At 39.9% G+C, this 26988-nt stretch carries 27 protein-coding genes and 2 tRNA genes; 17 read left to right on the top strand and 12 right to left on the bottom strand.

Going from position 1 to position 26988, the window contains the following annotated elements; translation table 11 throughout:
* Window positions 1-2: 2 nt before the first annotated feature.
* The 3 genes from KJA62_RS01850 to KJA62_RS01840 form a co-directional block, all read right to left on the bottom strand.
* Entirely contained in the window at window positions 3-932 is a 930-nt protein-coding gene (locus KJA62_RS01850) for a C40 family peptidase (protein ID WP_213318342.1), read from the bottom strand.
* Window positions 933-949: 17 nt separating this feature from the next.
* A complete protein-coding gene (locus tag KJA62_RS01845; RefSeq protein WP_213318341.1) occupies window positions 950-1807 on the bottom strand; it encodes an RluA family pseudouridine synthase in 858 nt (285 codons plus the stop codon).
* Window positions 1808-1901: 94 nt separating this feature from the next.
* Window positions 1902-2546 carry an adenylate kinase gene (locus KJA62_RS01840; protein ID WP_213318340.1) on the bottom strand — a complete coding sequence of 215 codons (645 nt, stop codon included), beginning with the start codon at window positions 2544-2546 and terminating at the stop codon, window positions 1902-1904.
* A gap of 153 nt (window positions 2547-2699) precedes the next feature.
* Here KJA62_RS01840 and KJA62_RS01835 point away from each other — a divergent pair, with 153 nt between their 5' ends.
* From KJA62_RS01835 to KJA62_RS01825, 3 genes are all read left to right on the top strand, one after another.
* Window positions 2700-3653, top strand: coding sequence for a hypothetical protein (locus tag KJA62_RS01835; RefSeq protein ID WP_213318339.1), 954 nt, complete (start codon window positions 2700-2702; stop codon window positions 3651-3653).
* Window positions 3654-3781: 128 nt separating this feature from the next.
* Window positions 3782-4882: a hypothetical protein gene (locus KJA62_RS01830; RefSeq protein WP_213318338.1), complete on the top strand. Its 1101-nt coding sequence runs from the start codon at window positions 3782-3784 to the stop codon at window positions 4880-4882.
* Window positions 4883-4963: 81 nt separating this feature from the next.
* A complete protein-coding gene (locus tag KJA62_RS01825) occupies window positions 4964-5437 on the top strand; it encodes a hypothetical protein (protein WP_213318337.1) in 474 nt (157 codons plus the stop codon).
* A gap of 4 nt (window positions 5438-5441) precedes the next feature.
* Here KJA62_RS01825 and pgl read toward each other — a convergent pair whose 3' ends face one another.
* From pgl to kdsB, 5 genes are read right to left on the bottom strand one after another with little or no spacing between them, the layout of a single operon-like run.
* Window positions 5442-6236, bottom strand: a complete 795-nt coding sequence (gene pgl / locus KJA62_RS01820) for a 6-phosphogluconolactonase (RefSeq protein ID WP_213318336.1) — start codon at window positions 6234-6236, stop codon at window positions 5442-5444.
* A 16-nt stretch (window positions 6237-6252) separates the two neighbouring features.
* Window positions 6253-7803, bottom strand: a complete 1551-nt coding sequence (zwf, locus tag KJA62_RS01815) for a glucose-6-phosphate dehydrogenase (protein ID WP_213318335.1) — start codon at window positions 7801-7803, stop codon at window positions 6253-6255.
* A gap of 36 nt (window positions 7804-7839) precedes the next feature.
* A complete protein-coding gene (gene ruvX, locus KJA62_RS01810) occupies window positions 7840-8280 on the bottom strand; it encodes a Holliday junction resolvase RuvX (RefSeq protein ID WP_213318334.1) in 441 nt (146 codons plus the stop codon).
* A 2-nt stretch (window positions 8281-8282) separates the two neighbouring features.
* A complete protein-coding gene (pyrG, locus tag KJA62_RS01805) occupies window positions 8283-9884 on the bottom strand; it encodes a CTP synthase (protein ID WP_213318333.1) in 1602 nt (533 codons plus the stop codon).
* Window positions 9860-10627 carry a 3-deoxy-manno-octulosonate cytidylyltransferase gene (gene kdsB / locus KJA62_RS01800; protein WP_213318332.1) on the bottom strand — a complete coding sequence of 256 codons (768 nt, stop codon included), beginning with the start codon at window positions 10625-10627 and terminating at the stop codon, window positions 9860-9862. The genes pyrG and kdsB overlap by 25 nt, the downstream gene beginning before the upstream one ends.
* A gap of 162 nt (window positions 10628-10789) precedes the next feature.
* Between kdsB and KJA62_RS01795 the strand changes: the two genes are divergently transcribed.
* The 6 genes from KJA62_RS01795 to KJA62_RS01770 all read left to right on the top strand — a co-directional run bounded on the left by KJA62_RS01795 (window position 10790) and on the right by KJA62_RS01770 (window position 14129).
* Window positions 10790-11485 carry a hypothetical protein gene (locus tag KJA62_RS01795; RefSeq protein WP_213318331.1) on the top strand — a complete coding sequence of 232 codons (696 nt, stop codon included), beginning with the start codon at window positions 10790-10792 and terminating at the stop codon, window positions 11483-11485.
* Between the two features lie 119 nt (window positions 11486-11604).
* On the top strand, window positions 11605-12522 hold the full coding sequence (locus KJA62_RS01790; RefSeq protein ID WP_213318330.1) for a 5'-methylthioadenosine/S-adenosylhomocysteine nucleosidase family protein: 918 nt from the start codon (window positions 11605-11607) through the stop codon (window positions 12520-12522).
* Window positions 12523-12620: 98 nt separating this feature from the next.
* A tRNA-Ala gene (locus KJA62_RS01785) sits at window positions 12621-12693 on the top strand.
* A gap of 3 nt (window positions 12694-12696) precedes the next feature.
* Window positions 12697-12770, top strand: a tRNA-Ile gene (locus KJA62_RS01780).
* Between the two features lie 37 nt (window positions 12771-12807).
* Window positions 12808-13506, top strand: coding sequence for an ABC transporter ATP-binding protein (locus KJA62_RS01775; protein ID WP_213318329.1), 699 nt, complete (start codon window positions 12808-12810; stop codon window positions 13504-13506).
* An 11-nt stretch (window positions 13507-13517) separates the two neighbouring features.
* Complete coding sequence (locus KJA62_RS01770) at window positions 13518-14129, top strand: hypothetical protein (RefSeq protein WP_213318328.1); 612 nt, start codon at window positions 13518-13520, stop codon at window positions 14127-14129.
* A 5-nt stretch (window positions 14130-14134) separates the two neighbouring features.
* On the opposite strand, the gene KJA62_RS01765 is transcribed toward KJA62_RS01770, so the two are convergent.
* Window positions 14135-15412, bottom strand: coding sequence for a hypothetical protein (locus KJA62_RS01765; protein ID WP_213318327.1), 1278 nt, complete (start codon window positions 15410-15412; stop codon window positions 14135-14137).
* Window positions 15413-15594: 182 nt separating this feature from the next.
* Here KJA62_RS01765 and KJA62_RS01760 point away from each other — a divergent pair, with 182 nt between their 5' ends.
* Complete coding sequence (locus KJA62_RS01760) at window positions 15595-16296, top strand: thioredoxin domain-containing protein (RefSeq protein WP_425513828.1); 702 nt, start codon at window positions 15595-15597, stop codon at window positions 16294-16296.
* Window positions 16289-16735, top strand: a complete 447-nt coding sequence (locus KJA62_RS01755) for a disulfide bond formation protein B (RefSeq protein WP_213318326.1) — start codon at window positions 16289-16291, stop codon at window positions 16733-16735. The genes KJA62_RS01760 and KJA62_RS01755 overlap by 8 nt, the downstream gene beginning before the upstream one ends.
* Here KJA62_RS01755 and tgt read toward each other — a convergent pair.
* Window positions 16732-17850 (bottom strand): tRNA guanosine(34) transglycosylase Tgt, encoded by a 1119-nt coding sequence (gene tgt, locus KJA62_RS01750; RefSeq protein WP_213318325.1) that lies wholly within the window; start codon window positions 17848-17850, stop codon window positions 16732-16734. The genes KJA62_RS01755 and tgt overlap by 4 nt on opposite strands.
* 137 nt (window positions 17851-17987) lie before the next feature.
* A complete protein-coding gene (locus KJA62_RS01745; RefSeq protein WP_213318324.1) occupies window positions 17988-18692 on the bottom strand; it encodes a queuosine precursor transporter in 705 nt (234 codons plus the stop codon).
* Window positions 18693-18944: 252 nt separating this feature from the next.
* On the opposite strand from KJA62_RS01745, the gene KJA62_RS01740 reads away from it, so the two are divergent.
* The 6 genes from KJA62_RS01740 to KJA62_RS01715 all read left to right on the top strand — a co-directional run bounded on the left by KJA62_RS01740 (window position 18945) and on the right by KJA62_RS01715 (window position 26006).
* The gene (locus tag KJA62_RS01740) at window positions 18945-19763 is read left to right on the top strand and encodes a hypothetical protein (RefSeq protein WP_213318323.1); all 819 of its coding nucleotides are present in this window, start codon (window positions 18945-18947) and stop codon (window positions 19761-19763) included.
* A 166-nt stretch (window positions 19764-19929) separates the two neighbouring features.
* Window positions 19930-21567, top strand: coding sequence for a DUF648 domain-containing protein (locus KJA62_RS01735; RefSeq protein ID WP_213318322.1), 1638 nt, complete (start codon window positions 19930-19932; stop codon window positions 21565-21567).
* Window positions 21568-21666: 99 nt separating this feature from the next.
* Window positions 21667-22563, top strand: a complete 897-nt coding sequence (locus tag KJA62_RS01730; protein ID WP_213318321.1) for a hypothetical protein — start codon at window positions 21667-21669, stop codon at window positions 22561-22563.
* Window positions 22564-22749: 186 nt separating this feature from the next.
* Entirely contained in the window at window positions 22750-23973 is a 1224-nt protein-coding gene (locus tag KJA62_RS01725; protein WP_213318320.1) for an OmpH/Skp family outer membrane protein, read from the top strand.
* A gap of 76 nt (window positions 23974-24049) precedes the next feature.
* Window positions 24050-24892: a hypothetical protein gene (locus tag KJA62_RS01720; RefSeq protein ID WP_213318319.1), complete on the top strand. Its 843-nt coding sequence runs from the start codon at window positions 24050-24052 to the stop codon at window positions 24890-24892.
* Between the two features lie 118 nt (window positions 24893-25010).
* Complete coding sequence (locus tag KJA62_RS01715; protein ID WP_213318318.1) at window positions 25011-26006, top strand: hypothetical protein; 996 nt, start codon at window positions 25011-25013, stop codon at window positions 26004-26006.
* Between the two features lie 73 nt (window positions 26007-26079).
* On the opposite strand, the gene KJA62_RS01710 is transcribed toward KJA62_RS01715, so the two are convergent.
* A complete protein-coding gene (locus tag KJA62_RS01710; protein ID WP_213318317.1) occupies window positions 26080-26745 on the bottom strand; it encodes a hypothetical protein in 666 nt (221 codons plus the stop codon).
* Between the last annotated feature and the right edge of the window lie 243 nt (window positions 26746-26988).

Here is a 26988-nt window from a genome sequence, read left to right as displayed (position 1 = left end):
GGTCAACGTCGTCCCTGGGCTTTTTGTTTTTCTGCCGGAAATCCGAATAAGGCCTCAAACTTTTTCCAAACGCTTCCTTTTTCTTTATCCTTACAAGATAGGAACATTATGTCTTTTTCTATAGAGAAAGCTTCTTCGTCTTTAATGACATTCACACAACCAGAACTGAGGGAAGCATGTATGATCTCATCACGCGCAGATTTAATCATAACATGGTTAAGAACCCCTTCTTCTTTCAAAAAGATCAATCCTCCAACAGGCAAATTCTTAAAGGATGAAACGGGGACACAATAAGCATACTGATCAGAAGCATTCCTAGGGATACGAATTCCCTGGGCGCGAAATAGTATATTAACAAATCCAGAACAATCCAACCCCATAAACTTTGAAGATACACAGAAAGCCGTTCTACCTCCGTAGAGGTAAGGAATCCCCAGCATACTGTAAGCATCTTGCAGTAAATTGCAAATATTGAGTTGTTTAGGGATAGGAGCTATGTGCTCCAAAGAGCAATACGCTTGTCTTAGGACTTTTTGATAAATAGGATCAAAAATACCCCTTAGAAAAGGGAGAAAAACATTGCCCTTAACATCAACTTGTAAATAAGTGCCGTAGGGAAGAGGTATATCCCATGGCAACAATTTAGCATCTAAAGTCTTTACCACAGCGTTAGGTTTGTAACTTGGATCTATAGGGATGAGAGTTGAAAAAAAAGGATTAAATTCGTCTATTTCATAAACCGTTCCGTAACCGGGATAAGGAGCATATGCTCCCTCCACCAAGGTTTCCTGCTCCAAAGCTTGATAAACAGGAAGTCTAGGGGGAGAAAAAGTAGGGGAGTCTAAAACTTCTCCAAATACCAATTGAGTCTCCAAATTCTCCTCACCAGAGAAGAGATTAAAAATTGAGGCAGCGACCACCAGTCTCTCCATACAAAATCTCCGTTAAACTATAAAGAGTCCAAGTATTGAGAAGGGTCTGGAAACCCTAAATAAGTGAAATATCGAGGAATAGGCACCCTTAAATTTATAGGTATTTTTCTAAAAGGATGAATAAAAGAAAGAGATAATGCGTGCAACAGCATTTTTTTTGAGCTAGCAGCTCCAGAGCCATATACAGAATCTCCTGCAACAGGACAACCAGCATCGGCACAATGAACTCGAATCTGATGCTTTCTTCCTGTCTCTAATTTTGCCAACACATAAGAAAATTTTTTAGACTCCTTTAACACTCTAACATGTGTGATAGCCTTTTTAGCACCTTCAGTTTTCGGAGAGGTCACAATAACCCTATGAGATTCTAGCTCCTTAAGGTGACTCTCAAAACAATTAACCTTTTTCTTTAACTTGCCCTCTAAGATAGCCACATAATAACGGAGTATGTCGTGATTTTCAAAAAGTGCCGAGAAAGATTCTCTAGCTCGAATGCCTTTGGCAAAAATCATCAATCCGGAAGTATCTCTGTCTATCCTATGAACAGGGAATATCCCCGAGGTTTGGTAGTGCTGACGTAGCAAAAACAGGGCGCTATAGCTGAGGTTCTCCGTCGGAACGCTTAGCATTTGAGGAGGTTTATTGATAGCAACGAAACTACGGTCTTCATAAATAATCTTGACGCCACTGACACATTTTTCTTTGCGAAAAGGGAGCAAAAAGACCCTCTCCCCAGAATCAAAAAGTCTGGAAAACTCTGTAACAATTTCGCCTTTCACGGAGACCCTACCAAGCTTTATCCACTCTTTAATGGATGTTCTGGACGCCTCTGGATAAAAACTCTGGACAAGATCAATTATAGGCAGAGAAGACAAGACTTTCCCCTCGGAAACAAAGATTCACGTAGGGAACATTCTACCAAAGAAAGGGATTAACGGATAAAAATTTATTCCTCCATCACTGAGGCCATTATTGTAAGCTTTTCATAACCTTGAAAAACACCGACTCTTCGTCTCCAGAGCCATCGACTTCCACAAGCTTACCTGTCGTTGAATAAAAGTGTATAATAGGAAAAGTTTCTTCCCGGTAGGTTTTTAATCTCTGCTCAATAGTTTCGACGTTATCATCCTTCCTGACAATAAACCTCCCACGACAATTAGGACACCTATCTTCCATAGAAAAGGTTCCCTTTCTAAAAGTTTGTCCACAAGACGAACACGTAATCCTAGAAATTAACCGATCATAAACTTCCTCATCAGATACCGTAATATTGAGAACTATAAAGGGTCTTTTCTCAGTGCAAAGAAACTGAGTAAAAATTTCTGCTTGTTTCACAGTTCTAGGAAACCCGTCGATGATATAACCAGCCTCGCAATCTGGCCGGCTAACTCGCTCTTCTATCATGGAAATTACTAGATCATCAGGGACCAAAAAACCTTTGGAGATGCAGTCCGAAACCTTTTCTCCCAAAGGAGTTGCTTTTGCCACATTTTCTCGAAACAAATTCCCGGAACTTATGTGAGGTTTCCCTATCTTCTGAGAAACTCTCACTGATTGAGTACCTTTGCCACAGCCCGGAGGCCCCATCAAGATGATAACTTTATTTTCCAACATAATACTCCCGAAAGAAAAGGTGAGTTTCAAACACAAATCCTCTTTTGTCAAGATAATCATCAATTATTTTGCTAAAAATTTTTAATAAAAGTTTCGTAAAAACTGAAGGCAATGTAGAATCCCACCTTTCAAGATATGGAGGCCTGGTTTTTCATGAAGCATCTGGGGATTTCCGATTTTTCTGTGCAATCTTCAATCCTCGTTTTGCTGGGGGCTAAATCGGCAACTTCTCGTGATGTGCCCTGTCTAACTGAGGATTTTGTAAAGTGCTCCAACAATCGCAGGGTCATTGAAATCTTGGAAAACCCTTTAAGTGCTTATGCTTGTCAAGATCTTATTGGTCTACTCAACCGGGTGGGTTCAAAGGTAACTCCGTCTTTTAAACCTCACGCTATTGGCGACACCCAGGCCGTATACCTTCAGGGATTTTATCATTTGAGCCTCTTCGCTATATGCGCTGATCTGTGCCTGCCTCAAGATGAATTCAGGAGTTCGGTTTTAGGTAGGTGCTTGTCGTGTATCCTTGTAGCAACGTTGCTGTTTGGCTCCATCATCTGTGGGGTCAGACATCTCATTTTGTTCGCGAAGTCTAGGGAACGCTCCAAGGCTCTTCTAGAGTTCATATCAGCCCATACTCAATCTGCCACCAATTTGAGTAATCAGCAAGTGGCAATGGTTTCCGCAGCTAAAAAGACTTTGAACGCAGAAAAAGCATACTCACGCATTAAAGTCCTTTTTGGAGTTCTAGAAACGGTATTCTTCGTTGGTGTTCTACTGTCTCTCGTGCAACCTATTTTATCAGCATTATCGATGGCTTGTTTAAGCGGGGTCGTGTCTTGCATCACAGTTGTTGGGCTCTCTATCGTTGGTGTGGCTGCGTTACTCTACCTGCCTCTACTGATCCTAGAAAGTTATGCCAAAAGAAAAGTCTCTGGGGATCTGGAAAAAGCTCTTTGTTTCTATTTGTTAGCAAAACATACTCCAAAGTCTCTTGCCAGTCTAAAAGTTCCTGTCCATTTGCTTTCTTTCACGGAAGAAGACTCCTTCGTAAAAGACCTTCTGAAGGTGAATCAAGAGGCCATTTGTGAAGATAAGGGGATAGGATGAGAAAGCAGGAATTCTTGAATGTTTGCACTTAAACTATAGACGTAGAACGTCTTATATCCAAGAAGATTAGATCCTTTTTGATATTTTCTTTTATTCTTTTAAAAGAATTTCCTGTAAAATATCCGGGCATGAGTCCACTAAACAACTTAGATTTTGAGATACGCTCCTCCATCTTAACGCTTTTAGGAGCACAATCCGCTACAACCCGAATGGGAGCTTTCCTCACGGAGGATTTTGTTGTTTGCTCTGATATAAACAGGGTTGTGGGAGATTTAAGTAAGCCTCAAAGCCCGCAAGCTACTCGAGATCTTGAGTCCTTGTCTTTACGAATAGGCATACAAGAAGCACCTAGGTTCTCTTCTGGGGGGGACCAAGTGGACGGAGACGTGCCTTTGCTTTTATACCAGTGGTATAACATAGATTTATGTTCAAGATGTGTCTTTGATCTGTTTTTCAACTGTCCACGAAGACGTTACAATGATTCAGAATCTGTAGAACCCAATAGAGTCTTTGCTGTCATCGTTGCTGTGCTTCTCTTATTCTCCTCTACCATTCTAGGTATTCGAAATATTGTTTTATTTGCGAAATCTGCAGAAAGATCTAGAAAATTACTCAATTTCATTTTGGACACCACTACATCAATTAGGAATACAAGAAACCAACAAGTTCTGATGCTGGCCTCAGCACAAGAAGCTTATAAAGCGGAAAAGTCTTACATGCGCATTAAACTCATGTTTGGGATTCTAGATCTTGTACTCAGCGCAGGGCTTATCCTTATCCTCATAGCTTCGATTCTGGCTGCCACTTCAGCGGTGTATCTAGGAGGCCTCTTGTCTTGTCTCACAATAGTGGGCCTGTCTTTAATTGGTTTAGTAAGTTTTCTTTACCTTCCCTTGCTAGTTTTAGAGAATCGAGCAAGAAAACAGTCCGCTGCGGACATAGAAAAATCTCTTTGTTTCTACCTACTCGCTAAACAGTCCTCTGAAAATATTGCAAATTTCAGGCTATCCCCCTCGGTATTTGCATTTACGCCTAGTCCCACCGAGCCACCAAGAAGCAGTCCTTCCCAAACTTTTGTATTTGTTGATCAAGAAAGTCCCACTCCCTCGGCGCCCCCTTATGAAGAACCGCCGATAAAAACTACAATGCCTAAGGATTTTTCTAATTTTCCACCTCCTCCGAGCTACGAAGACCTAGAAAAATCCGGTGCTTTCTCTGAAAGAAATTAGTTAAGATTAATTAACAATTAATTCTATATTTAAAAAAAACATTTTCCTGTAAAATGTTTAGAAAAAAACTGGAAAGTAAAGATGTTTTCTCAAATTTCTCTGTCATATACCAGTCACAGACCTTTTGAAACTCTTGAGACCAAAGATAAGATCTTTAGGGTCGTCGCTTTGACGTTGGACATTTTGCTTTTTCCTGTAGTAGCGGTCATTTCTGGAATTGTGGGTAGCCTTATATTCATACTCAAGACTGTCTATGCCATAGTCAAAGAGCTACTCCACAGAAGAACTTGCGAGAGTGGTTGTGCAGATATCCCTTTGTACAACAGGATCTGGGGACGGGTGAGTGTTGAGCATTTTGTTCCTTCTTTCATCTTAATGGTTCCTATCATCGGAATAGCTCTTTACTGGATCATTAGGAAGCCTTCTGTTCCTTGTCCCTCAGGAGTCCATCTTGTTGATACTGGAAATATCTTCGTTAACTTACCCTTGAGGGAATCCTTTGCAGCTTTAGAGGAGAAGGCCCCTCAACCATGTTTAGGGGAGAGCAAAAGTTAGTTCTTCAAGGAAGGACCAGTTTCCTATCAGGGGGAATCTTATCGTAATCTGACAGGTCGTAGGCGTCTGGAGCCAGGAACCAAAAAACGGGTTTTTCCTCGGTTCCGACGAGTTCTGCTGGGAGCTTTTCCCTTGAGTTTGTCTCTCCTTCGGGTTGGAGATTACTCTCCAAGAGCTTTTTCACTATAGGTTTCTTTCCGCAGCCCTTTACGTAAAAAACCACGTGCTTACCTTTTCGCAAGCAGGGGAGGGTTAGTGTCATCCTTCTGCTCTGTTTTTGAGGGATCTCATTAAAAACAACCAGTCGATCTGAAACGCTTAAAGCAGAAGTGTGAGGGAATAAAGAGGCGGTGTGTCCATCATCTCCTATTCCAAGCATAATAAAATCAAAAACCCCTTGAGGAATATGTTTCAAGATTGCTCGTTCGTAATCAGTATCTCCCTCAGAATTTTCCGTTTTCATTCTGAAAAAATTATCTTCTGGAGTTCCTAACTCCCTAAGAATAGCTACGGCGTTGCCGTAGTTGCTGTCAGAAGATTGGGGAGAAACACAGCGTTCATCACCCCAAAAGAAAAATATTTTAGAAACGTCAGAAATTAAGGATTTCTGCTTTACTAGTTCGGAAAAAATCGCTAAAGGCGTAGTCCCTCCAGAAAGGGCTATACAGAATTTTCCTTCACTCTCAATCGAATTATTAGCACAAGAAATCCAATCTCTTACCGAAAATGCCAAAAACTCCTGATCACTACTCGTCAACAGCCATTTATTGCTATGGTTAAGATTAACCATAATACTCATACTACTTCTCCTTTATTTATAGAGACCTCCAACTTCTACCATCAGAGCGTATTAGAGAATCGGCACACCGAGGTCCCGAAGAACCTGCAACATAGTTGGGAAATACAGCATCAGAAGGATCAGTCATCCATTTTTCCAGAAGGGGAGTGAACAATTTCCAAGAAGCTATCACTTCATCATTTCCTGTAAAAAGTGTCCTATCTCCCAATATACAATCACACAATAACCTTTCGTAAGCTTCTGGAGCTTGAGTTTTAAAATAACTATCGTATCTGAAGTCCATTTTTACAGGTCTTACAAGATTGCTAACGCCAGGAACTTTACAATTAAACTTCAAAGCAACCCCTTCATCCGGTTGTATACGAATAATCAAAAGATCATTCTCCAACCTTTCCTTAGCAAAAAAATCCCCATGAATAGGCTTTTTGAAGGTAATCGCTATGTCCGTACAACGTTTTTCTAGTCGCTTACCTGCTCGCAAATAAAAAGGGACCCCTTGCCACCTTGGAGTATCTATGAGAATTTTCAGTGCCACATAAGTTTCGACTAATGAATCTGGAGCTACAAAATCTTCTTGACGATACCCTTTGACAGAAACTCCACCCACTTTACCAGGGCCGTACTGACCCCTCACGGCAGGAAAAACTGACGGAGCAAACTCTGAAAAAGGGACAATGTTATCCAAAACTTGGATTTTTTCTTTTTTGATACTTTCGGAAGAAAAACTTGTCGGAGGCTCCATTGTCAACAAACATAAGAGTTGCATCATATGATTTTGCACCATATCCCTCAGCATCCCTGACTGTTCAAAAAAATTGCCCCTAGTCCCTATGCCGATAGATTCACTTACGGTAATTTGAACATTATCAATACACTCTTTTGTCCAGCAGGATTCAAAAATTTTATTCGCAAAACGTATTGACTGTATATTCTGAACAGTTTCTTTTCCTAGGTAATGATCTATACGATAGACACAAGTTTCGCATAAATTGTCATCTATACATTTTTGAAGTTCCTTAGCGGTTTTCAGATCATGACCAAAGGGTTTTTCTATGATTACTCGAGTCCAAGAATCTTTTTTTGAACAGCAAGAGTTTCTTTCCTCATGAGGAATAAATAATTCATGTTTCCTGAGTCGCTGAATGATTTCTTGAAAGTTACTTGGCGGAGTCGACAGATAAAATAATCTATTTCCTTCAGTAAGAAACTCTGTGTCTATTCGCTTTAAAAAGTCCTTAAGTGATACATAATCTTTATCCTCGTCGAAAAATCCTTGATGATAAAAAAGTCTCCTTTCTAATCTTTCCCATGCATGAACATCTAGTTCCTTATGATTACCGTACATGGAAACAGCTTCCTGCATCTCCAAGCGAAAATCTTTATGCTCCTTTGACCTTCGAGCATATCCTATACAGGCAAAACGATCTGGCAACTGATTCTCCCTAGAAAGGTTATATAACGCCGGAAGAAGCTTTCTCGCTGTTAAATCCCCCGTCGCTCCAAAAATAACCAAGGCACAAGGGGGCATTTCATTAGGAAACTCTCTAGGAGGAATAGGAAACATCATAATACACCTTAACCTAACACACTTTTTAACAAAGAGCTAATACATAGAATAACCATTACTAGCTAAAAAACTAGCAAGAATCAGAGATGCGGCTACTGAATCTATTTGCTTAGCCCTCTGCTTGCGATTCATATCCCGACTTTTAAGCATTTTGTTAGCCTCAGCAGAAGATAATCTCTCATCCCAAAGAACGGGAGGAAAACCCAAAACATCTTCCAAAACATCTCTAAATTGAAAAACTTCCTTACTACCAGAGCTAACTGCGCCCTCTAGAAGGAGAGGATTTCCTACCACTACGCATGTAATGCCCCTCGTTTTAACCAGAATTAGGACTTCTTTCGCAGTATCTTTCATATTTTTCTGATTTTCTATAACCCCCACAGGAAGAGCGATATACAATGGAGGCATAGCTACGGCAACACCTATGCGTTTCCTACCATAATCTAGACACAAGAAGGCTTCTCTTTGATCGCCCATCACTACGACCGATTACCGTTTATAGCTTTGGTTATGAAGGCCTTAAATAAAGGATGGGGACTGACTAACTTAGACTTAAATTCTGGATGGAACTGAACGCCTATCATCCATTCATGATTTTCAAGTTCCATAATTTCGCAAAGACCTTCAGGATAAAATTTTCCCACAGTACGCAACCCTGCACTGGCAAACTGCTTTTCGTAGCTACCGTTAACTTCATAGCGATGTCTATGTCGCTCGGAAATACTTTCACAACCATAGGCCTTGTATACTTTGGAATCTTTCTCCAAAAGACAAGGGTACGCTCCCAACCTCATAGTTCCTCCCTTATCCAATGCTTGATTTTGCTCATTCATCATACAAACCACAGGGTATTGAGTATGAGGATTCATTTCCGAAGAATCCGCATCTGTCATTCCAAGGACATTTCTAGCAAACTCCACAACCATTACCTGGAGACCCAAACATATCCCAAAGTAGGGGAGCTGACTTTCTCTGCAATACTTAGCAGCAAGAATTTTACCTTCCCATCCTCGATTACCGAACCCTCCAGGCACTAGGCAAGCCTGACAATCTTTAAGACTAGACTCATTAAATGTGTCAGCATCTATAGGAACAATATTAGCCGCGCATCCAAGACTGGCTGCCGCATGCGTAATAGATTCAAAAATAGACTTGTAAGCGTCTTTATGTTGGAGATATTTACCAACAATACCTATAGAAACTCTATCTTTAGGCGATTTTAGGACCCCAACCAGCCCCTTCCAATCACTGAGATCAGCTCCTTTAGTGCGAGGGGCGAACCCTAATCTTTGCATAACAAATTGAGCAATAGCCTCATCATCTAAAACCAAAGGAAGCTCATATACAGACCCTTCCACATCAGGAATATTAAAGACGGCCTCTTCAGGAACACTACAAAAAAGACTAATTTTTCTTTTGATGTCCTCAGATAAAGCAACTTCCGACCTACACAATATTGCGTCTGGGATAACTCCAATACCCCGCAAGGTCTGCACAGAGTGCTGTGTAGGCTTGCTCTTTATTTCTCCAGAAGCTTTAAGGTAAGGAACATAAGTCATGTGAAAATTCAGACAATCTCGAGCATTCTCATAACGAAATTGCCTAATGGCTTCAAGAAAGGGGAGAGACTCTATATCTCCAACCGTTCCCCCGATTTCTATAATGACAACGTCGGGATTCTGATCACCCACAGAATCCCGAATAACTTCCTTGATTTCGTTAGTAATATGAGGAACGACCTGAACTGTACTTCCTAAATAACGACCTTCTCGTTCTTTTTTAATGACCCTAGCATAAATTTGCCCAGAAGTTGCTGTGGACAACTTGGATAAAAACACGGAGGAGAATCGGTAATAGTGTCCTAAGTCTAGATCTGCTTCGGAACCATCGTCCGTAACATAAATTTCCCCATGCTCAAAAGGATTCATGGTTCCTGGATCGACATTAAGGTACGGATCCAGCTTCAACATGGAAACAGAAAGCCCATGACGCTCTAGTAACAAGGCTAGAGATGCAGCGGTTAACCCCTTCCCTAGAGAAGAAACCACTCCTCCTGTCAAGAACAAGCATTTAAATGACATAACAAATAATTCTCTACTTTTTTGATATCTTCTGGATAATCTACAGAGGGCGGTTTCACATCAGATACACATACGTGGATATTACCGCCGCTCTCAAGGATTCTCAATTGCTCGAGGTCCTCTGAAAGACTTAAAGGAGTCTTAGGCAGACTTAAATAGGACTCTAACGCCTTCCTTCTGAACGCATACATTCCAAGGTGGATGTAAACATCTGTTTTCACTTTGTATTGGCTAGGTATGAGACTTCGGCTGAAGTAAAGGGCTCTCCCTTGTTGATCAAAGACACATTTAACTTTTCTCTCAGTAAAAATCTCTTCCTCATCCGCTCCTATAGATACGGGGGTCACCACGTGAGCTTCCGGTATAGATTCCAGATCTTCAACCATCTTGTCTATGACGTAGGAAGGCATGCACGGCTCGTCTCCCTGAACATTCACAACAATTTCAGCTTCCGGACAAAAAAGGCGAATAGCTTCTCCGACACGTTCCGTTCCATTAGAACAAGATCGAGAAGTCATAACACACTGACCACCAAATTGTAATACATGATCAAAAATCCTTTCATCGTCAGTAGCCACAATGACTCTATCCAATTTTTTAGAAGCAGAGACGCTTTCGTAAGTCCTTCTTATCAAAGATCTTCCAGCAATCTCTGCCAAAGGCTTTCCGGGAAACCTAGAGCTCCCCCAGCGGGCAGGGAGAATGGCAACTTTCTTATCGTCAAACTGTTGCGAACAGCTCATAAGACGACCTCACAAAAAATCTTAAGAAGAACGCGGATTATTGCAAAGTCTATCGATAGTTGACAAGGTCTTTTTAATAAATTCTTTATAAAAAAGAAATTAAAAAATTAATTTTCAAAAGTTATTATTAAATAAAGGTTTTCTATATTTTTTTGGTTTATTATGTTCTTTCAGAGAAACAATTTGCTATCATCTATTTTAACAGGGCTATTAGTTTTAGGTCCTCTCAACACTTCTGCTTCTGAGGCTGACAAAGCTAGTGCCTTCCTTGATAATTTTAAAGAGTTATTCTCCTCTAAGAAAAACACGAAGGAAGGCCCTGTCGATTTAGTTGGATTCTTCTCTGGCGACTGGAAAAAATACGACTATAAAGACTCAGGATTCTCTGTGGAATTACCTAAAGAGCCAGAATATTCTAGGCAAACAATTGAAATTCCACAATCCGATATTACTATCAGATATGAAACATTTGTCACAGAACCCAACGAAAACCTTATCTATGTCATTTCTGTGTGGAATTACCCGGAAAAGATAGATATTGGCAAGCCTGAGCAAAATCTGCAAGAGGGATTCGCTGGCATGCTTTCAGCATTACCAGAATCCCATGTTCTTTTTATGCAATCTGCTACCCATCAAGGACACCAATCTTTGGAATTCTGGATTCGTAATGAAGACATATTTTTCAGGGGAAAACTAATCTGCGTGGACCATACTTTATATCAGGTGTTTATGGTTTATAAGAGTAACGACGCCAAATCATTAGATCAAGAATATCAACAGTTTTCCAGCTCCTTTCACATCACGAAACCCAGAGCCTCTAAAGTTCAGTCAATAAACAAGAAAAAAATCTCTTTGTAGGCCATTCGACCTCATTTCTTTCGTCCCCGGTAGAACACATTCTACCCGGGATTTTTCTCCGTGAAAAACATTTTTTTATTTATAAGGCGGTATAGACTTTTTTTAACTCCGATACCACCATGAAGTACTATTTCCTTATCCTTGCTCTGCTCACATCGCAAGGAACTCCCTCCGTAGCCGCTGCTCCTACTAGCGTTTTCGAAAAAAACTCCCAACTCAAGCAAAAACAATCTGTACCGTTAAAACGTATAGGCATCATATTTTCCTTCCCAGATATCGCAATATCTCAAGAAAACCTTTCTGGAAGACTGTTTCCATGGTTAACAAATGTCAAACAAAGCCAAGAGGGGAATAGGACCTACTTTTCCGGCAATTACCTAGGCAAACAAGTCATCGTCAGCTTTCTTTGGCCAACAAAAGTTGGCGCAGCTATAACGGCCTCACATATGATATTAAAACAAGGTGTGGATATAGTTTTAATTATAGGATCTTGCTATTCTAGGGACCCTAAAAACCACCTTTTTGATGTTCTAGTTCCCAGGGGATACATACATCATGACGCAGACCTAAGACCTATGTTAAATAAGTTTGAAACTCCTGACAATCAAGTGTCTATATTTCAAACTTCCCCCATGTTTTTTCATTCTGCCAAGAAAGGGAGCAAAAGATTTTTAGAATTGGAAAAAACCAACATTGAAAATCTCCTTAAAAGATATGGATTCATACAACACTACACAGATGGATTGCACACAGTCAAGGAAGGCATCATAGCTACGGGAGAACCTTTTTCTCTATCCAGAAAATATTTCTTATCTTTACAAAAAGACCTCCCTGAAATTACTGGATTCGATAATTCTGGTTGTGCTATAGCTCAGGTGTGTCACGAGTATGAAATTCCATGCTTGGGCATCAACATTATTGAGCCGCACCCCATAGAAGCCCCCAACCAGGAATCTTGGGCTAAAATACTCAAAGAAATACGAGTTATGTATGCCCAAAATTTAGTGGGTCTCCTTCTTGAAGAAATCATCCTGTAGCTTCGAACTTTGCTTCCCAACAAATATTCTCGTTGTAGATAAATCTTTTTGTCGCTAATATCGTTCCTTCTTTCGTTTGCGGCATCTGCTTCAAAGGCGGGGACTTAGCTTAGTTGGTAGAGCGTCTGATTTGCATTCAGAAGGTCAGGAGTTCGAATCTCCTAGTCTCCATTTGCGGTTATAGCTCAGCTGGTTAGAGCGCGACACTGATAATGTCGAGGTCCCAAGTTCAAGTCTTGGTAACCGCAACGTGGTTTTTCTTCAACATCTGCTCTTTTCTCATTCATGCTGTCTGTTTCTGGCTTGACTTACTCTTACGTAGACTCTTTGATATTCCATCGCACAGGATTCTGCGCAAATCCAGGGGAGATTACTACCATCCTGGGAGCGTCAGGAATAGGAAAAACTACGTTATTCCGTCTAATATGCGGTTTGCTGCAGCCCTTGGAAGGATCTATCCAATGGAATGACCATCCACTCACTAGGAACCACGTCGCTTATATGAGACAAAAAGAGGCCCTTTTACCCTGGAGAACCGCTAGGGAAAATATCGCGCTCGTCAATGAATTGGGTCCTTATAAAAAAAGAAAGTACATTCTAGAGGAAGAGATCCTTGAAGCCTCTAGAGTCCTAGGAATATCCCACGTCTTAAGTAAGCATCCTTCAGAACTATCTGGAGGAATGAAACAAAGAGTGGAATTAGCTCGGTGTTTAGTGGCCAATAAGCCTGTGTTATTGCTAGATGAACCTTTCTCATCACTGGATCCTCTTATCAAGGAAGACCTTTATGAAGAAATCGTTTCTCTGGCAAAAAATAATAAGACAACAATTGTTTTGATCACTCACGACATATTCGAGGCTGTACTACTCTCTGACAGTCTGTATGTAATAAAAAATACTTCCATACACCCCATCGATGTGAAAGCAGTCGCATCTTTATGTCAAAAAAGTTCTCGCCAAGAATTAAAACACCTTTTCTTATAGAAGATCAATTCATGAAGATCAACTTTCAGACATCTACCGTTAAATTTACAACCCCGTGTTTGACCAACTCCCATCGTATATTGACCCCTCAAGAAAAACTTCTTAAACAACAAGAAGCTTCTAAGCATTTCCTGTCTGGATCTATTTTAGTAGCCATGGCGGGTGTAACTGGGTGTTTGTCTATTGCTCTAGGAGTCATAGGAATAACCTCAATTTACGAAGGCATATCTACGGCTCCTGTATACGAGATCTACCTGCCTATACTGCTGCCTGCAATTATCCTGACATGCTTCACATTACTTCTTGGTTGGATAGCTCTCAAAAAGCAATCTATAATTTCTAAGAACCTTTCTGAAATCATATCCTCTGACACAGAACTGATTCGTAAGCATTTCTTTCAAAGAGATCCCAATTCACTGACAAATTGGGAATTCGACCGCTTCATCTACAAAAAGATTTTAACAGGGAACAAAAATCGTTCCTACCAACTCTCTTTACTCAAACATATACAAACTAACTTTTCTAAAGAGAATTCAAACCCTCTAAGCAAAAAAATTGCTAACCAAATCCAGGAAGTTATGGAACACCTTAATCCTCGACAAAAACCAAAGGATAACACCTAGATCCCTTAAGATTTGATCTCCGGTTCAGGTCGGCCTTTTCTCAACGACAACGCCATAATGGCGAGGCCTGAAAGAAGTATTATAGAAAACCCTACCTGACCATAAGAAAGTCCAAAAAGAAGAGGGGAGATAGAAACTCCGAAGCCGAAGGCTAAATTCATTAATCGCAAGGTTCTTAAGCTCTTAGAGAAAGCTAAAATAGAGAATATGATAATGAAACGAGCACAAACTTCCAAAAAATTTCTAATCTGGGTGGAAATTCCTAAAACTTGGCTCGTCTCTGCTAACGCAAAAGCGATCAGGATAACAGCAATCAAGTTCACTGGAAACGAAATCCCTTTCAAAGACTCTTTGAGTAGCTTCGAACTTGGCACAAAGGATCTTTCTTCCCAGATAAATGTTTTTTTATAGAATTCTGACCCTTTAAACAAAGCTCTAAATATCCCTCCTTGTTTGCTAGGAGATAATTTAGCTAGATAAATACAAGTCGCCTTAATCTCATCAAAGGAAAAGGCTATCAGAAAAGCTTGCTTCAATATCATTACGGTACACAAGGGGCAAGTCCAGGCAGAATTACCCCCGAAAGCAACGGGAAGAAGGGTCAGTACAGTAATACACAAAAGGACAAAACCTGAAGCGAGAACTGCTTGAGGCCTTGTGTGCCAACGCTTTTCCCTGCCAGACAAAATAAGTGCGCCAAAAAGGGAAAAAGAAACAGATAATAATCCTTGAATACGAAAAAGTTCTAGACTACATTTCCCTATACTATCCAAGGGGGTTATAGCTGTTGCAAAACCCAAACAGGAAGCTGTCAAATGTCTAGATTGTATCCAAGATAGCATTACCAAAAACAATATAATTAACCTTCGTCCGTAGGAGGAAGGGTTATATCGCAGCCCTTCAGGGATGGTGGGTCCAACGTCTAGTTCTTTCGGTCGGGAAGGCGGAGTTACTGAAGCTAGCAGAATAGCAAAACCTAATAGCGTATCATTGGCAAAAACAACCGGATTGGTATTCAAAAATGTAGCCAATAGACTTATCCATACACCAATAAAAACTCCTAGACATCTCAAGGGACGACAACAGCTGAGCAATAAGCCTAGAAGAATAAGAGAAAGGCCACAACATGTGTCTGAAATGGCAACGGCTTGTGAGGTATATCCTAGTGTATATGGAGAAGTTAAACACCAAAGTCCCAAAAAGACAAATAGACAATTTATTCTAAGCAGGGAATATCGGAAATGACGATGAATATTTGAAAAAGTCTCCTCATCCATTGTCATTTTCCTCCTTTGATCTTTTGTTCCTCTATAGAACGGATCGAATAAAAGGAAAAGAGTTTTCTATATAAACTTAGTTTACTACTACTTATAACGTTGCAATCAAGGAAATATCGATATTGTTTTTTTTATAAAAATATTCTATGTAATCGTTATTCAACCTCATCAACCAGAGAAGCATTCCCTTGAATAAAAAAAAACTTACTCTTCTAACAGCAGCCATTTTTTTACTTTCTGCTGGGCTAATGATGAAAATTAAACATTCTATGCTGCCTCCAAAAATTGGAGCAAAGATAGACGTAAGAAGATTTCCTACTGTAGGCAATCTTGCTGCTCCTATCAATATTACTCTATTTGAAGAACCATCCTGTCATGCTTGTGAGGAATTCTCTACTGAAGTCTTTCCAAAAATAAAGAAAGAGTTCATAGACACTGGAGAGGTTTCTTTTACGTTAATACCTGTTTGTTTCATTGAAGGTTCTATGCCTGCTGCACAGTCTCTGATGTGTATTTTTCACCACAACCCCAAAACACCTGACCCAGAAGCTTTTGTTGAATATTTTCACAGAATTTTGAAATACAGAAAAGTAGAAGGGGAGGATTGGGCAACTCCAGAAGTTCTAGGGAAACTTGCGGAAAAGTTACCCACAAATTCAGGAAGAACTATCAATTCTGAAGGATTAAGGCAATGCGTTGCTTCCAATGTCTATAGGGAAACTATAAAGCAAAATAACATCTATGCCACCGGGCTAATGAATGGACAGTTAGCTACCCCCACGGCAGTGATCGGAGGAAGGCTCATAGAAGATCCTACTTATGATGAAATAAGTAGGGTGATACGAGTCCTGAAAAAGAATCTAGAAAAAGGCAAAGATATCTATGAATAAACTGCCCCAATCTCTAGAGCTCTGGCTGCGACAGCTTCGAACACACTCCCTTTATATGGCATGGGTGTTGTCGTGTATTGGAACCTTATGGAGTATTTATTACAGCTACATAAGAAATATAGAACCTTGCTTTTTGTGCCACTACCAAAGAATTTGCTTGTTTCCTCTTTGCGTAATCCTAGGAATAGCTTCTTACAAAGATTTCTCGGGAATAAAGGATTATGTTCTGCCTCTGCCTGTACTAGGTTTTTGCATAGCTTTTTACCAAATTTGCCTACAAGAAATTCCAGGAATGCAACTAGACCTTTGTGGTAGAGTTTCCTGTGAAGCTAAAATTTTTGTCTTTAAATTTATAACCATCCCTATGGCTTCAGCACTAGCTTTCGCCACAATAGCTGGACTGTTATGGGCTTCAACATCCAAAGACTCAAAACGTTAAATTCTGTCTTCAAGAATATCTTGGCGTACCTTCTCCATCAACCTAGCCATATGTACTAAGTTGTGTTCAGATGCCCATATCCAATAATTAACTTCTTTAGCTTTGAAAAGGTGATGCATATACGCTTTAGAAATACCACTACGGCAAGCACAGCATGGACAATCCTCTTCCACAGGGGAGAAGTCTTTGGAATACACAGCCTTCTCTATTTTTACTACTCCCGTACGCGAAAACAAAAAACCTCTCCTAGCAACTTTAGTTGGGAAAGCACTATCAAAAGAATCTATACCGCAAGAAACCAAGCCCAAAATAGATTCTTCATCACCAATGCCCAGTAAATGTACTGGTCGATCCTCAGGTAGATTAGAAGTTGTAAAATTCACGGTACGAAACAGCTCCTCTCTGTTTTTTCCAACACTCCCACCTATGGCAAAACCATCGAACGCATTGTTGCTAACAAAACGGCATCCCTCCAATCGCTTAACAGGATCGATACCTCCATGAATAACCCCGTACATTGATTGATATCCTGGTTTTTGCAAATGATAATCCAAAGAACGTTTTTCCCAACGATATGTGCGCTCGCAAGATTCTCGCAAACGTTCTTCGCTAACGTGGTAAGGCAATAGCTCATCGAACGGAATAATGATGTCTGCTCCTAGAATTTTCTGAGCCTCTACAGAAGCTTCCGGAGACAGAAAAACGTGTCTACCATCCCTATACGACCTGAACAAAACTCCGTCTTCAGAAACCTTTAGGATCCCGGAAGAATTTTTTCTCTTACCGCGACTCTTAAGCTCTTCTGCAACAGATCCATATGCCAAGCTAAAAACTTGAAACCCTCCGGAATCTGTAATAATAGGCGCATTTCGATTCATAAACTTATGAACACCACCTGCAGCAGCCATTACTTCCATTCCCGGATGAATCATCAAGTGATAAGTATTACAAAACATCAAATCAATGAAGGAGTGGTCGACAACCCCCTTCAAAGTAGCATTAGTCCCTACAGGAACAAAAGCTGGAGTATGGATAATCCCATGTTCTGTTTCTATACGACCTACTCTAGCCCTAGATTTTTTAGACCTCTTATCGACTATAAAACGTAACGCCATAACACCTATCACTTGAAAAAGGAAGAGGTTATATGAAAAGAGCATTTTCGAAAAATACGAAAACACCTTCATCAAAACCCAGGAACCCAAAACCACAAAAAGCTTCAAAAAAAAAGCGAGTAAAAGGAGGGGAACCCCTATGAAGAAATCTCGCGTTGACTCTGCTCTTTCACCTTGGCCTTTAATGAAGCAAGTATAACCCTCATAAACGAAAGAATCGGCATAGACAAGATAATTCCCAGCGTTTTCGCAGACAGGCTCATAATGATTACATCGTCAACTTTTGCCACTAAACCATATAGCCCCACGAAGCAAAAGAACACAGTATCAACAACCTGAGACAAAATCATGGAAACGGCAGAACGAACTCCAAAAAACCTTCCCCCAAAAACCTTTTTAAGGAGAAGGAAAGTCTTCTCTTCGGTAACCTGTGATAATACCAAAGCTCCCAAAGAGGCCATCGTGAGCCGAAGAGCCGGGGAAAGAAGAAAAATAAAATGCTCTTGCGACTGATCGTGAACAGAAGGCACCATTGCGGCATGAAGCCTGGAAGTTATCAGGTAAGCAATACTCAACACCCAAGAAATCTGCAAAACTCTTCTAGCTTCATCTGATCCATAAAACTCCCTGAAGAGGTTAACAACCGTCAGCAATCCTATGATATAGACGTCCGTAGCCGTGACATCCAAGGAAAACATTGTTACCTGCTTAGTAACAAAGATGTTCGATATAAGCGTGAGAAAGGTTACCCATGCAGACACCCAAAGTTTCCCCAGGTACACGAAAAATAGCCCTGCCGCCAAAAGAAATACTATCTGTATAAAAAAGATGCCTTCGTTCACAACTCTACCCCAAAGAATCCTATTGTATACCAATCCTTAGTTTCGTTCCTTATATAAAAAATTTTATACCCCTCAGAACACCTTGAAAAGGTACTTTACAGGAAAAGCTTCCCAACAAACTCTACGAAAACAAAAATCCAAAATAGATCCTTAAAATTCAGAAATCCAAGATCTATAAAATAAAACTTTTATTCTCAATAAATCAAAAACATGTTAGCTTGCTTATCCAACAAAAATTTACTAGGTACTTGCATGAAAAAGACTCTCAACTTAACAAGGACTCGCGTCTACAGGAAGCTTTTCAATATCTCCCTTTGTACTGCCCTAGGTTGCCTCGTTTTTGCTCTCTCTGGATGTTCCGAATCTTTCGTTCCGGAAAAGCAAGTCGCTGAGGAGGTAAAAAATATCCTCCCCTCATTCAAAGTAGAATGTGATGAATTCATATGCTCTTCTACGCCCTCAAACGAGATTTGGGATTCTGTCATGGCTCAGTTGTCCAGCAGCCTTTTGCCTGTTCAATTTAATTCTCTTCCTATTGTCATGTACGATAGGTTCATGAAACCTGAAATTCTAGAGGACTGTCTGCAGTCTGCAATATTGGAAAAGTACCCTGTAGATGTCTTAGGAGCTAGAAGAATCTTTAATTACAATCTCCAAGTTGAAGGAGAGGACCTGGCCAATACCGACCGCTATGCCGGTCTAAATGCTATGGTGCATAAGAATGGGTCAGAGGATGAAGGATTCTTTAATGCTATCGTGTATTTCGTAAGTAAGGACCAGTTCTCAAAAATCAGGAGGTCTTACCCTAAGCATTCTCTCGTTCCCGTAGTAGTACGACTTAGAGGGGAGGATGTTCCGATGTATAGCGTCGCCTACATGTTCTCTGCTACAGCAGACGTTTTTGGGGTGCTCACTCTACCGGGGATTCTACCCGAGCCAGAGACTTTCAACGAGATTTGGGAGATCTTGACCAGCGATGCCTTTAAGTCTGCTTGGGGAGACAATTTTGCCCAAGACTACTTAACAAGTACATTCTTAGGCAATGGGAAGCCTATAACGACTATAGAATAAGCACTAAACTGGAAAAGTTTAGGAGATCTTTTGTGTTTTGAATGCATGGTCGTGGTATCATGTTGGCAGACACGTTTGAGGCCTTGGAACCTTACCAGGGCCTTTTTGTTATTTTTTCCATTTCAGCCAAGGATTGCTCATCAAACACTTTAACAGTTACATAGCAATGTCACACTCTCAGTATCTACAGAGAAGACCCAGAGTGCTAGTCCCTCTAGCTTTCCAATGGTCAATAGGCTCTTCAGGAGGTAGCAAGGTGAATTTCTCTCTCCTAGAACGTGTGGTTGAGTTTGTAGACAATTTTTTCTTCTTAGGCGGAGAAAAGACCTTCATTTTCCTAGATGACACCAATCAGCTCGCCTGTACTAGGATTTATGAAAATATTTCCCTCAAGGAATTTGGCCTAAAAATTGTTCTTTTCCTAACGATTGTCATTCCTATAGTCATGTTCGCTGTTAAACTTCTACTAAGAGTTCTCTTAGAAAGAAAATATAAAATCTCGAAAACTCTCCAAAGGCCTATTACAACCATTGAAGAACAATGTGAACGCACCTCTACTTTGCCAAAACCTCTCGCACGACATGAAAAAAACTCAATCCTAGAAGCTCATGATTTCCTCAGAAAAACCTTGGTCAAAAACTTCGAACACGATGACAAAAGTATCGTTGATCAATTTACAGCAAAAGGTATCTCGGTATCCGAAACAAAGGCTAGCCACAGGGACAGTTTTTCATTTCTGCTTAACGATTTTCCAGAATACAAATTTTGTTCCATAGGAAATACCGTAAATACTAACCAAGAAATTATCAAAAAGGGCAAAACGAAAGCGCTAGAAATCACATCTCAATTTTATAAAGCTTCAAAAATATGCCACGATCTTGGTTTAGACTTAATCGAAATCCCAGGAATTAAGTTTATAGGGGTACCTGAAAAAGATTCTCTCTCTTGCTCAAGCCGACCGATATCTAAGCTACAAAATGAAGGACTCCTAGTCCTTACAAATGTCGAATTAAGCGCTCAAAAAAAATCTCATGCGATGTTCACACCTCTAAAAGCAGTTTCCGCAAAACAATTGTTACCTGCTCTTCATCAGTTGGTTCTTTTTATCAAAAATTGTAACGGACTTTACTACGACTATTTTCCTAAAAATCGTACTTCTCCCTTGTTCCTGTTATCTAGAAATTCAAAAAACGGTTTCTACAAAATCATTGTTAATAAATTAGAAGAAATAAAAATGGGTAGGGGATTAGGGGCTTCGTTCGGGTATTTAATACGTCATATCCCCCAAGAAGCGGTAAATCCAATTTTATCTGCTATTTTGAAGGCCTATCCTCTCAAGCAACTCACCCCCAAAGAGTTTGAAAAACATCCCCAAGAGGAACAGCTAAAATCTCCTGCCCTAGAAGACTTACTCCCTACAAATATTGCACAGAAATTATTCAAAGATTCCCGTCTTCTTGTAGAAGCTCTTGCCCAATTACTTCCCATAATTGACAAGGAAGCTCAGATAAAACAACATAACGAAAGACATTTTTCTTGCTCTTGTTTAGAAAGCTACTGGGATTTGGAATTTCAACCTTTAACGTTGCCCTATGAGATATCACTTAGTAAATTTCTCTACCAAACACAGTCAGGTGACAAGCTTTCCCTCTGTTCCCCGGAAGAACTTCATCAATCAGTCTTATATCAAGCTTTCTTGATACTTAAGGCATCCAAAATTATAGATAGTTTTGAACTATTCCCAGCAGCCTCTTCAGGAATCCCTAGAATAAAATTCACTCCCAGCACCTGCAGTAATTTGTAGCCAACAAGCAATTATTCAACAAATAAAGCTTTAAATTTTGGATTATTAAGAACAAAAAAGAAAATGCTGATAAAATCTATTTTAATAAAAAGGTTTTACATGAAATTTTCTCCCATAACTTCCTTAAGTTTCTCTCCAGAGTTTATTTATAAAACTCATGGGGGAGTTCTAGAGAAAACCCTATCTCTCTTGGATAGAATTTTGCAAGTTTCCAGCAAATGCATCCAATTACTGGACGTCACGGAAGAAGGCGTGCTAATCTTTAAAGAAACCTCGTTCTCCATCTCCAATTTGGAGATGGTTACCAGGGTTATCGCTGGCATACTGCTTCTTCCCTTGACAATTTTAGCCCTAGCCCTGAGTATCCTCCTTAAGGGTGTTTTTTATTACAAATACGCATCCAGAGAATGGAAGCAAATATCAGAAGTTCAACAACCTAAGAAACTTGAGCCTGAAAAACTTTCAAAAATAGAGAAAAAAAACACAGATCCAGCAATCTCTCAAGAAGTTCCAGAATCAACCTCGAAGCCTGTTATAAACCCAAAACTGAAGTCTACCCTAATTAAAGAAGAGGAAGCCCTAGCAAAAAAGGTCTTCAACCTGGTAAAGGACGGACATTTTGTCTTTGTGGACGCTCTTCAAAATCTCGAAAAAAAATATTCTACAAAAATCTTCCCACCCTCCAAAACAACTTCTCCCTGTTTAATCATCTGTAATGACACCAATTTGTTCCTTCAAAACCTAGAAAAACAGTTGAGCCGAAGTTCCGTCAACGACGACTCCTCAAAACCTTTTCAAAAAGAAGTCATAGAGTTTTCACAGGAAGATAAAGATCTATTGATAAACACTCACTCTGCCTTTTTTGAAACTCTTTCTTTGGTAGAGAATTTTCTCAAAATACAACTCAAACTTACCTCTTTTGAAGTATACCAAGATTTTGACATCTTCTTTGAAAAATTAATGGCTAAAGCGAAAAAGGCTCCAAAACATGGCTAATTTTCAACACCTAATAGTTTTGTAAGACGTAGGTGGATAGTAAAATTTAAAAACATTAATAAATCTTAACAAATAAACTAATTTTTTAGTTTATCAATTAACAAAACCAACAAATAAGTTATTCATTTTTAATGTTAAAAAAATAGTGGTAATATATAATGTGTCTCTTGTTATTTGGGGTTCACTATGGATTTTTATTCCGTGTCTTCATTCAAATTCTCTCCGGTTTTTATCCAAAAAACTCAAGGAGGGAGTCTAGAGAAAGCTTTATCTCTTTTAGACAGAGCCTTAGCTGTTTCCTCCAGATGCATCCAGTTTGTCGACATATCTGAAAAAGGGATCCCAGTAATTAGAGAAGAGTCTATTCAAATTTCCTCACTAGAAATCCTGGCTAAAGTCGTCATAGGAGTTCTTCTTTTACCCCTAACAATTATCGCTATTGCTCTAAAAATCATTCTGAGAACCGCCTTCTGCTATAAAACACCTTCTAGCGAGGAATGGGTCCACCTTGCTCCTCCGACCCCAGAAATAGAAAAAAAGCAACTTCCATCCTCCAAGAAGGATGCGCCTCAAAAAATAGCAGAGAGAGAGCTTCTTAAAGATTTAGAGCCTTCTGTCTCGATCAGGAACTTTTCTGAAACAGAGCGCTCTTTATTGAAAACTCGCCTAAAAAATTCTCTCTCCGAGGAAGAAATGCGGCCGGTAGAAAAATTTTATGCTGAGGTGCGGGATCTCATCTCTAGGCGACAGAGAATCGAGGCAATCAGCCAAGAAATGCAAACAGAGATCGCTAGGAAGGAAGAAACCTTGATGCAGATAAAACAGTTAGAGGAGCGCCTCCAAAAGGTTGCCGAATTTACGCCTGAAGATGATCAAGTAAAATCCTCCCTATCAGCAACTGTTACCAAAAAACAAGAGGAAGTACAAGAGATCGATCGGGCCATACAAGAATTAGAAGAAGAGCAACAAGCGATTAAAAATCACGACATTCAGACGAAGGAAGACCTGCAAAGAAAATTTAATGTAGTTATCCTTTCCGAAAAAGATCTAAGTCTTGAAGAAGATTTGATCTTTGAGTACCCTGATACACCTGGTTTAACTGGAAAGCGGTTCTTTATCCGTAATCCTAAAGCAATGAGAAACGGGGATGGATATGTTCTTTATTCTTCCTTCGAAAGAGGGCGCCTCCCGTTAGAGAAGAAAGTAGCCTCTTACACCAGTATGTTTACTTTTTGGCAGGGCTCTAAAGAGGCTCGGGAGGCTCTTCTTAGAGAAGAACAGATACTGCAAGTAGGTTATTGGAATTATCAACCAGTGTTTTCGCAATTAGGAGAGCAGATAATGGTTATTGCGGAAAGCTCTCTATCACACAAGCTACTCAATGAGTTCTTAGAAAGGCATCGCATTTAAAATTATCAAGAAGGTCGCCACCCAATTGAAATTCCTCTAACCCAATTAAAATGGTTATCTTGCAATGGGGTTTTTTATGTTTTATTCTCCTTCAGTATCTTTTAGTTTCTCCACCAAATTTATTGAAAAAAGCAATGGGGGATGCCTGGAAAGGTCTCTTGCCTTTTTGGACCGAGTCTTGGCAATATCCTCCAGATGTATCCGTTTTATAGATGTGTCTGATACCGGAAACGTCCTCATCAGAGAAGAGCTTCTACTCATATCCTCGGTAGAAATTTTAGCAAAGGTTGTCATTGGGATTCTCCTACTCCCTCTAACAATTATTGCCTTGGCTCTAAGGATAATTCTAAGAATGGCTTTCTATTGCAAGGAAACCTCTTCCAAAGAGTGGGTAGAAGTGAAAGCCGAAGAACCCAAAGAATTACTCCAACCTCTTTCACGGAAAGAATACAGAAGCATAGTTCAACGACTAGGATCGCAGCTTAGCAATGGAGAAGTGTTTATCCTGAAAGAACTCTACCAGAAAATTCGAGAAAAACATTCTTCAGGCGAAAAAACCCTTGAAGAACTAGAAAAAGAATTCCACATTAGGTTTGTATCTAAGAAAACCATGGATCCGGGAGAATGTATGTCCATAGAATGGCCAAGTAAATTCCCAAACCGGATCATTGTGTTTTTCGTAGATTCGATTCCTACCTTAGGGTGCTATGCTGGAGAACTCTTCCTTGAATCAAAATTGAAAACCTACTCAATGACTTTAAAAGAATGGAAAGGTAAAGCCTCTGAAAGATCTGTGCTTGTAAAAGCCCCTATACTGCAGACGGGTGACTGGACATATCAGTCACTTTCATCCGATAAGAAAGAACGCGTACAAGCTGTCTTAGAAAATCTAAATGTGAGGTTTTCTATCCTTTCTTGATCTTTGCAAAACTTTTTGTTTGTTGTTTAAAACCTCTGGGAAATCTCTTCCCTACGGGGTTGTCGTTCAAGATTTAAACTGAAAATACTAAGTTTAATTTCTTAAAGTGGAGCCTATTATGATTTCTTCTCTGATTACTACTTTTCAATTTTCCCCAAAATTCATGGAGTCGAAGGGTGGATGTCTCGAAAAAAGTATATCGATTTTAGACAGAATCCTATCTGTTTCTCCTGCATGCATCTGTTTTTTAGATGTATCCGAAAATGGATCTGTAGTTATTGAAGAAAAAAAACTGCCCATTCCTCGCACAGAAGTCATTATTAAAGTCTTTGTTGGCGTCCTACTTCTACCTCTGACAATTATTGCTTTCGCTCTAAAAATCATCCTAAAGACTGCCTTCTACTACAAATATTCCCATAAAGGGGAGTGGGTCAAGTTTGAGGAACCAAAATTAGCATCGCCTCAATTAACTCCTACCTCTCCTGAACTTACTGCTCCCGAACCTCTTGAACCTAGAGTTCCTGATACCCCATCTCTTGACACTTCAAAGTTGGAACCTCCATCATTGTCCCCAGAAGAACAATCATCAATAACTTCCCGACTGGTCGTTGATCTTGGGATGAGAGAAAGCTCTTTGTTACAATATCTTTACGAGCAGATGTGCCTATACGACAAGGATACAACAAAAAACGCCGAAGACTTTAAACGAGATTTTGGAGTGGAATTTCTATTTTTCGAAACCATAGACCCCGGAAAAACAAAATTTATTAAATGGGAGGATAAATTCCCTGGAAAATCAATTACCTTCTACGCCGGAAAAATACTTTCTTCTCCTTCCCTAGGGGATTATGGGTACTCAACCTCCAAGTCGGAAGCTTTAAATGCTGCACAAAGAAAAAGGGACTCTTATGAGAAAAAAATAAAGGAATGGAAGGGTAGCGATCAAGAAAAACAACAACTTCTATCAGAAAAAACTTTCATACAAGTGGCTTGCTGGGAGCATTATGTGGGTCCTAAGCGACCTATGGGCCCTGAAAGAACTCCTGAAAAGATGGGAGTTATAGTAGAGAATCTGCCAGCAAATAAATTGCTGTTTAAGGGATCGCCGGCATGAAAATCAAGTAACCCCCAGAAGGGGGTTACTTATTAAGAGACTATAACCTCATTACGCCGTCCTATTAACCTCATTACGCCGTCCTATTAATGAAAAACGACTGTCTGGCAGAAGTCGCTTTTAAGCTATGTTTTAAAGCTAATATCTCCTTGACTAAACAAATCGCTGGGAAGAGCGTTAGGAACATGCAGACTATAACGGCAAAAGCTATGGGCAGAGCTCCAGTTATCACCCCAAGCCCCATCAAAACAACCGAGGTAACTACAGGGGCTAAAACAGCAATAACTGATGCCACCAATCTGAATATTTTTTTGGCGCGATTCTGAGTCGGCTCTTTAAGCAGCTTCTCATATCGGCCAGGGGTACTCGACGGAGTTACGTGGAAACTATCCTCCAGTTCTATCTTCAGCTGTTCGTATCTATCCGCCGCAGCCTTTAATTCGTTAATTACAGAACACTTATCAAGAAATCCTAAGTCTTCTTCTTCCCAGGAAGCGTATAAAACACTACCAGCTTGAATTAATACCCCTTCAATATCCTTAACAAGAAGAGGGGGAAGATTTCTCTCATTCTGCTTAGCTGCTTCTGCTAAACAAGCTGCATCTCTACATAAAGACCAAGCCACCTTTAGAATTGGCTTACAAAACGCATCCCTAGGGGAGAAAAAATCTATTTCTCCAAGCTCAACCCGTTTTTGCTCAACGTAGTCTGCTGTATTACGAGTGATTATTCCAACCATTTTTACTCCCAAATTAAAATAAAACCAATTGCTTTTCAGTCATTTAATTAAATAAACACGTCTATTTTAATTTATTTTTTAATTAAAAATCAATTTTTAGATTTACAAACTCAAAGACCTATGGTTTCTATGGACAACTATTAATTCATAAAGAAACGTTAACAAACAGTTTCCTCTATATGAAGCATTTACTTTTCAAATCCCGCTATATATGCAACATAATATAGATTATCAGACGTTGCG

Source organism: Chlamydiifrater volucris (assembly GCF_902806995.1).
In the GTDB taxonomy this organism is placed as follows: domain Bacteria; phylum Chlamydiota; class Chlamydiia; order Chlamydiales; family Chlamydiaceae; genus Chlamydiifrater; species Chlamydiifrater volucris.
This window is presented reverse-complemented; position numbering and strand designations above follow the sequence as displayed.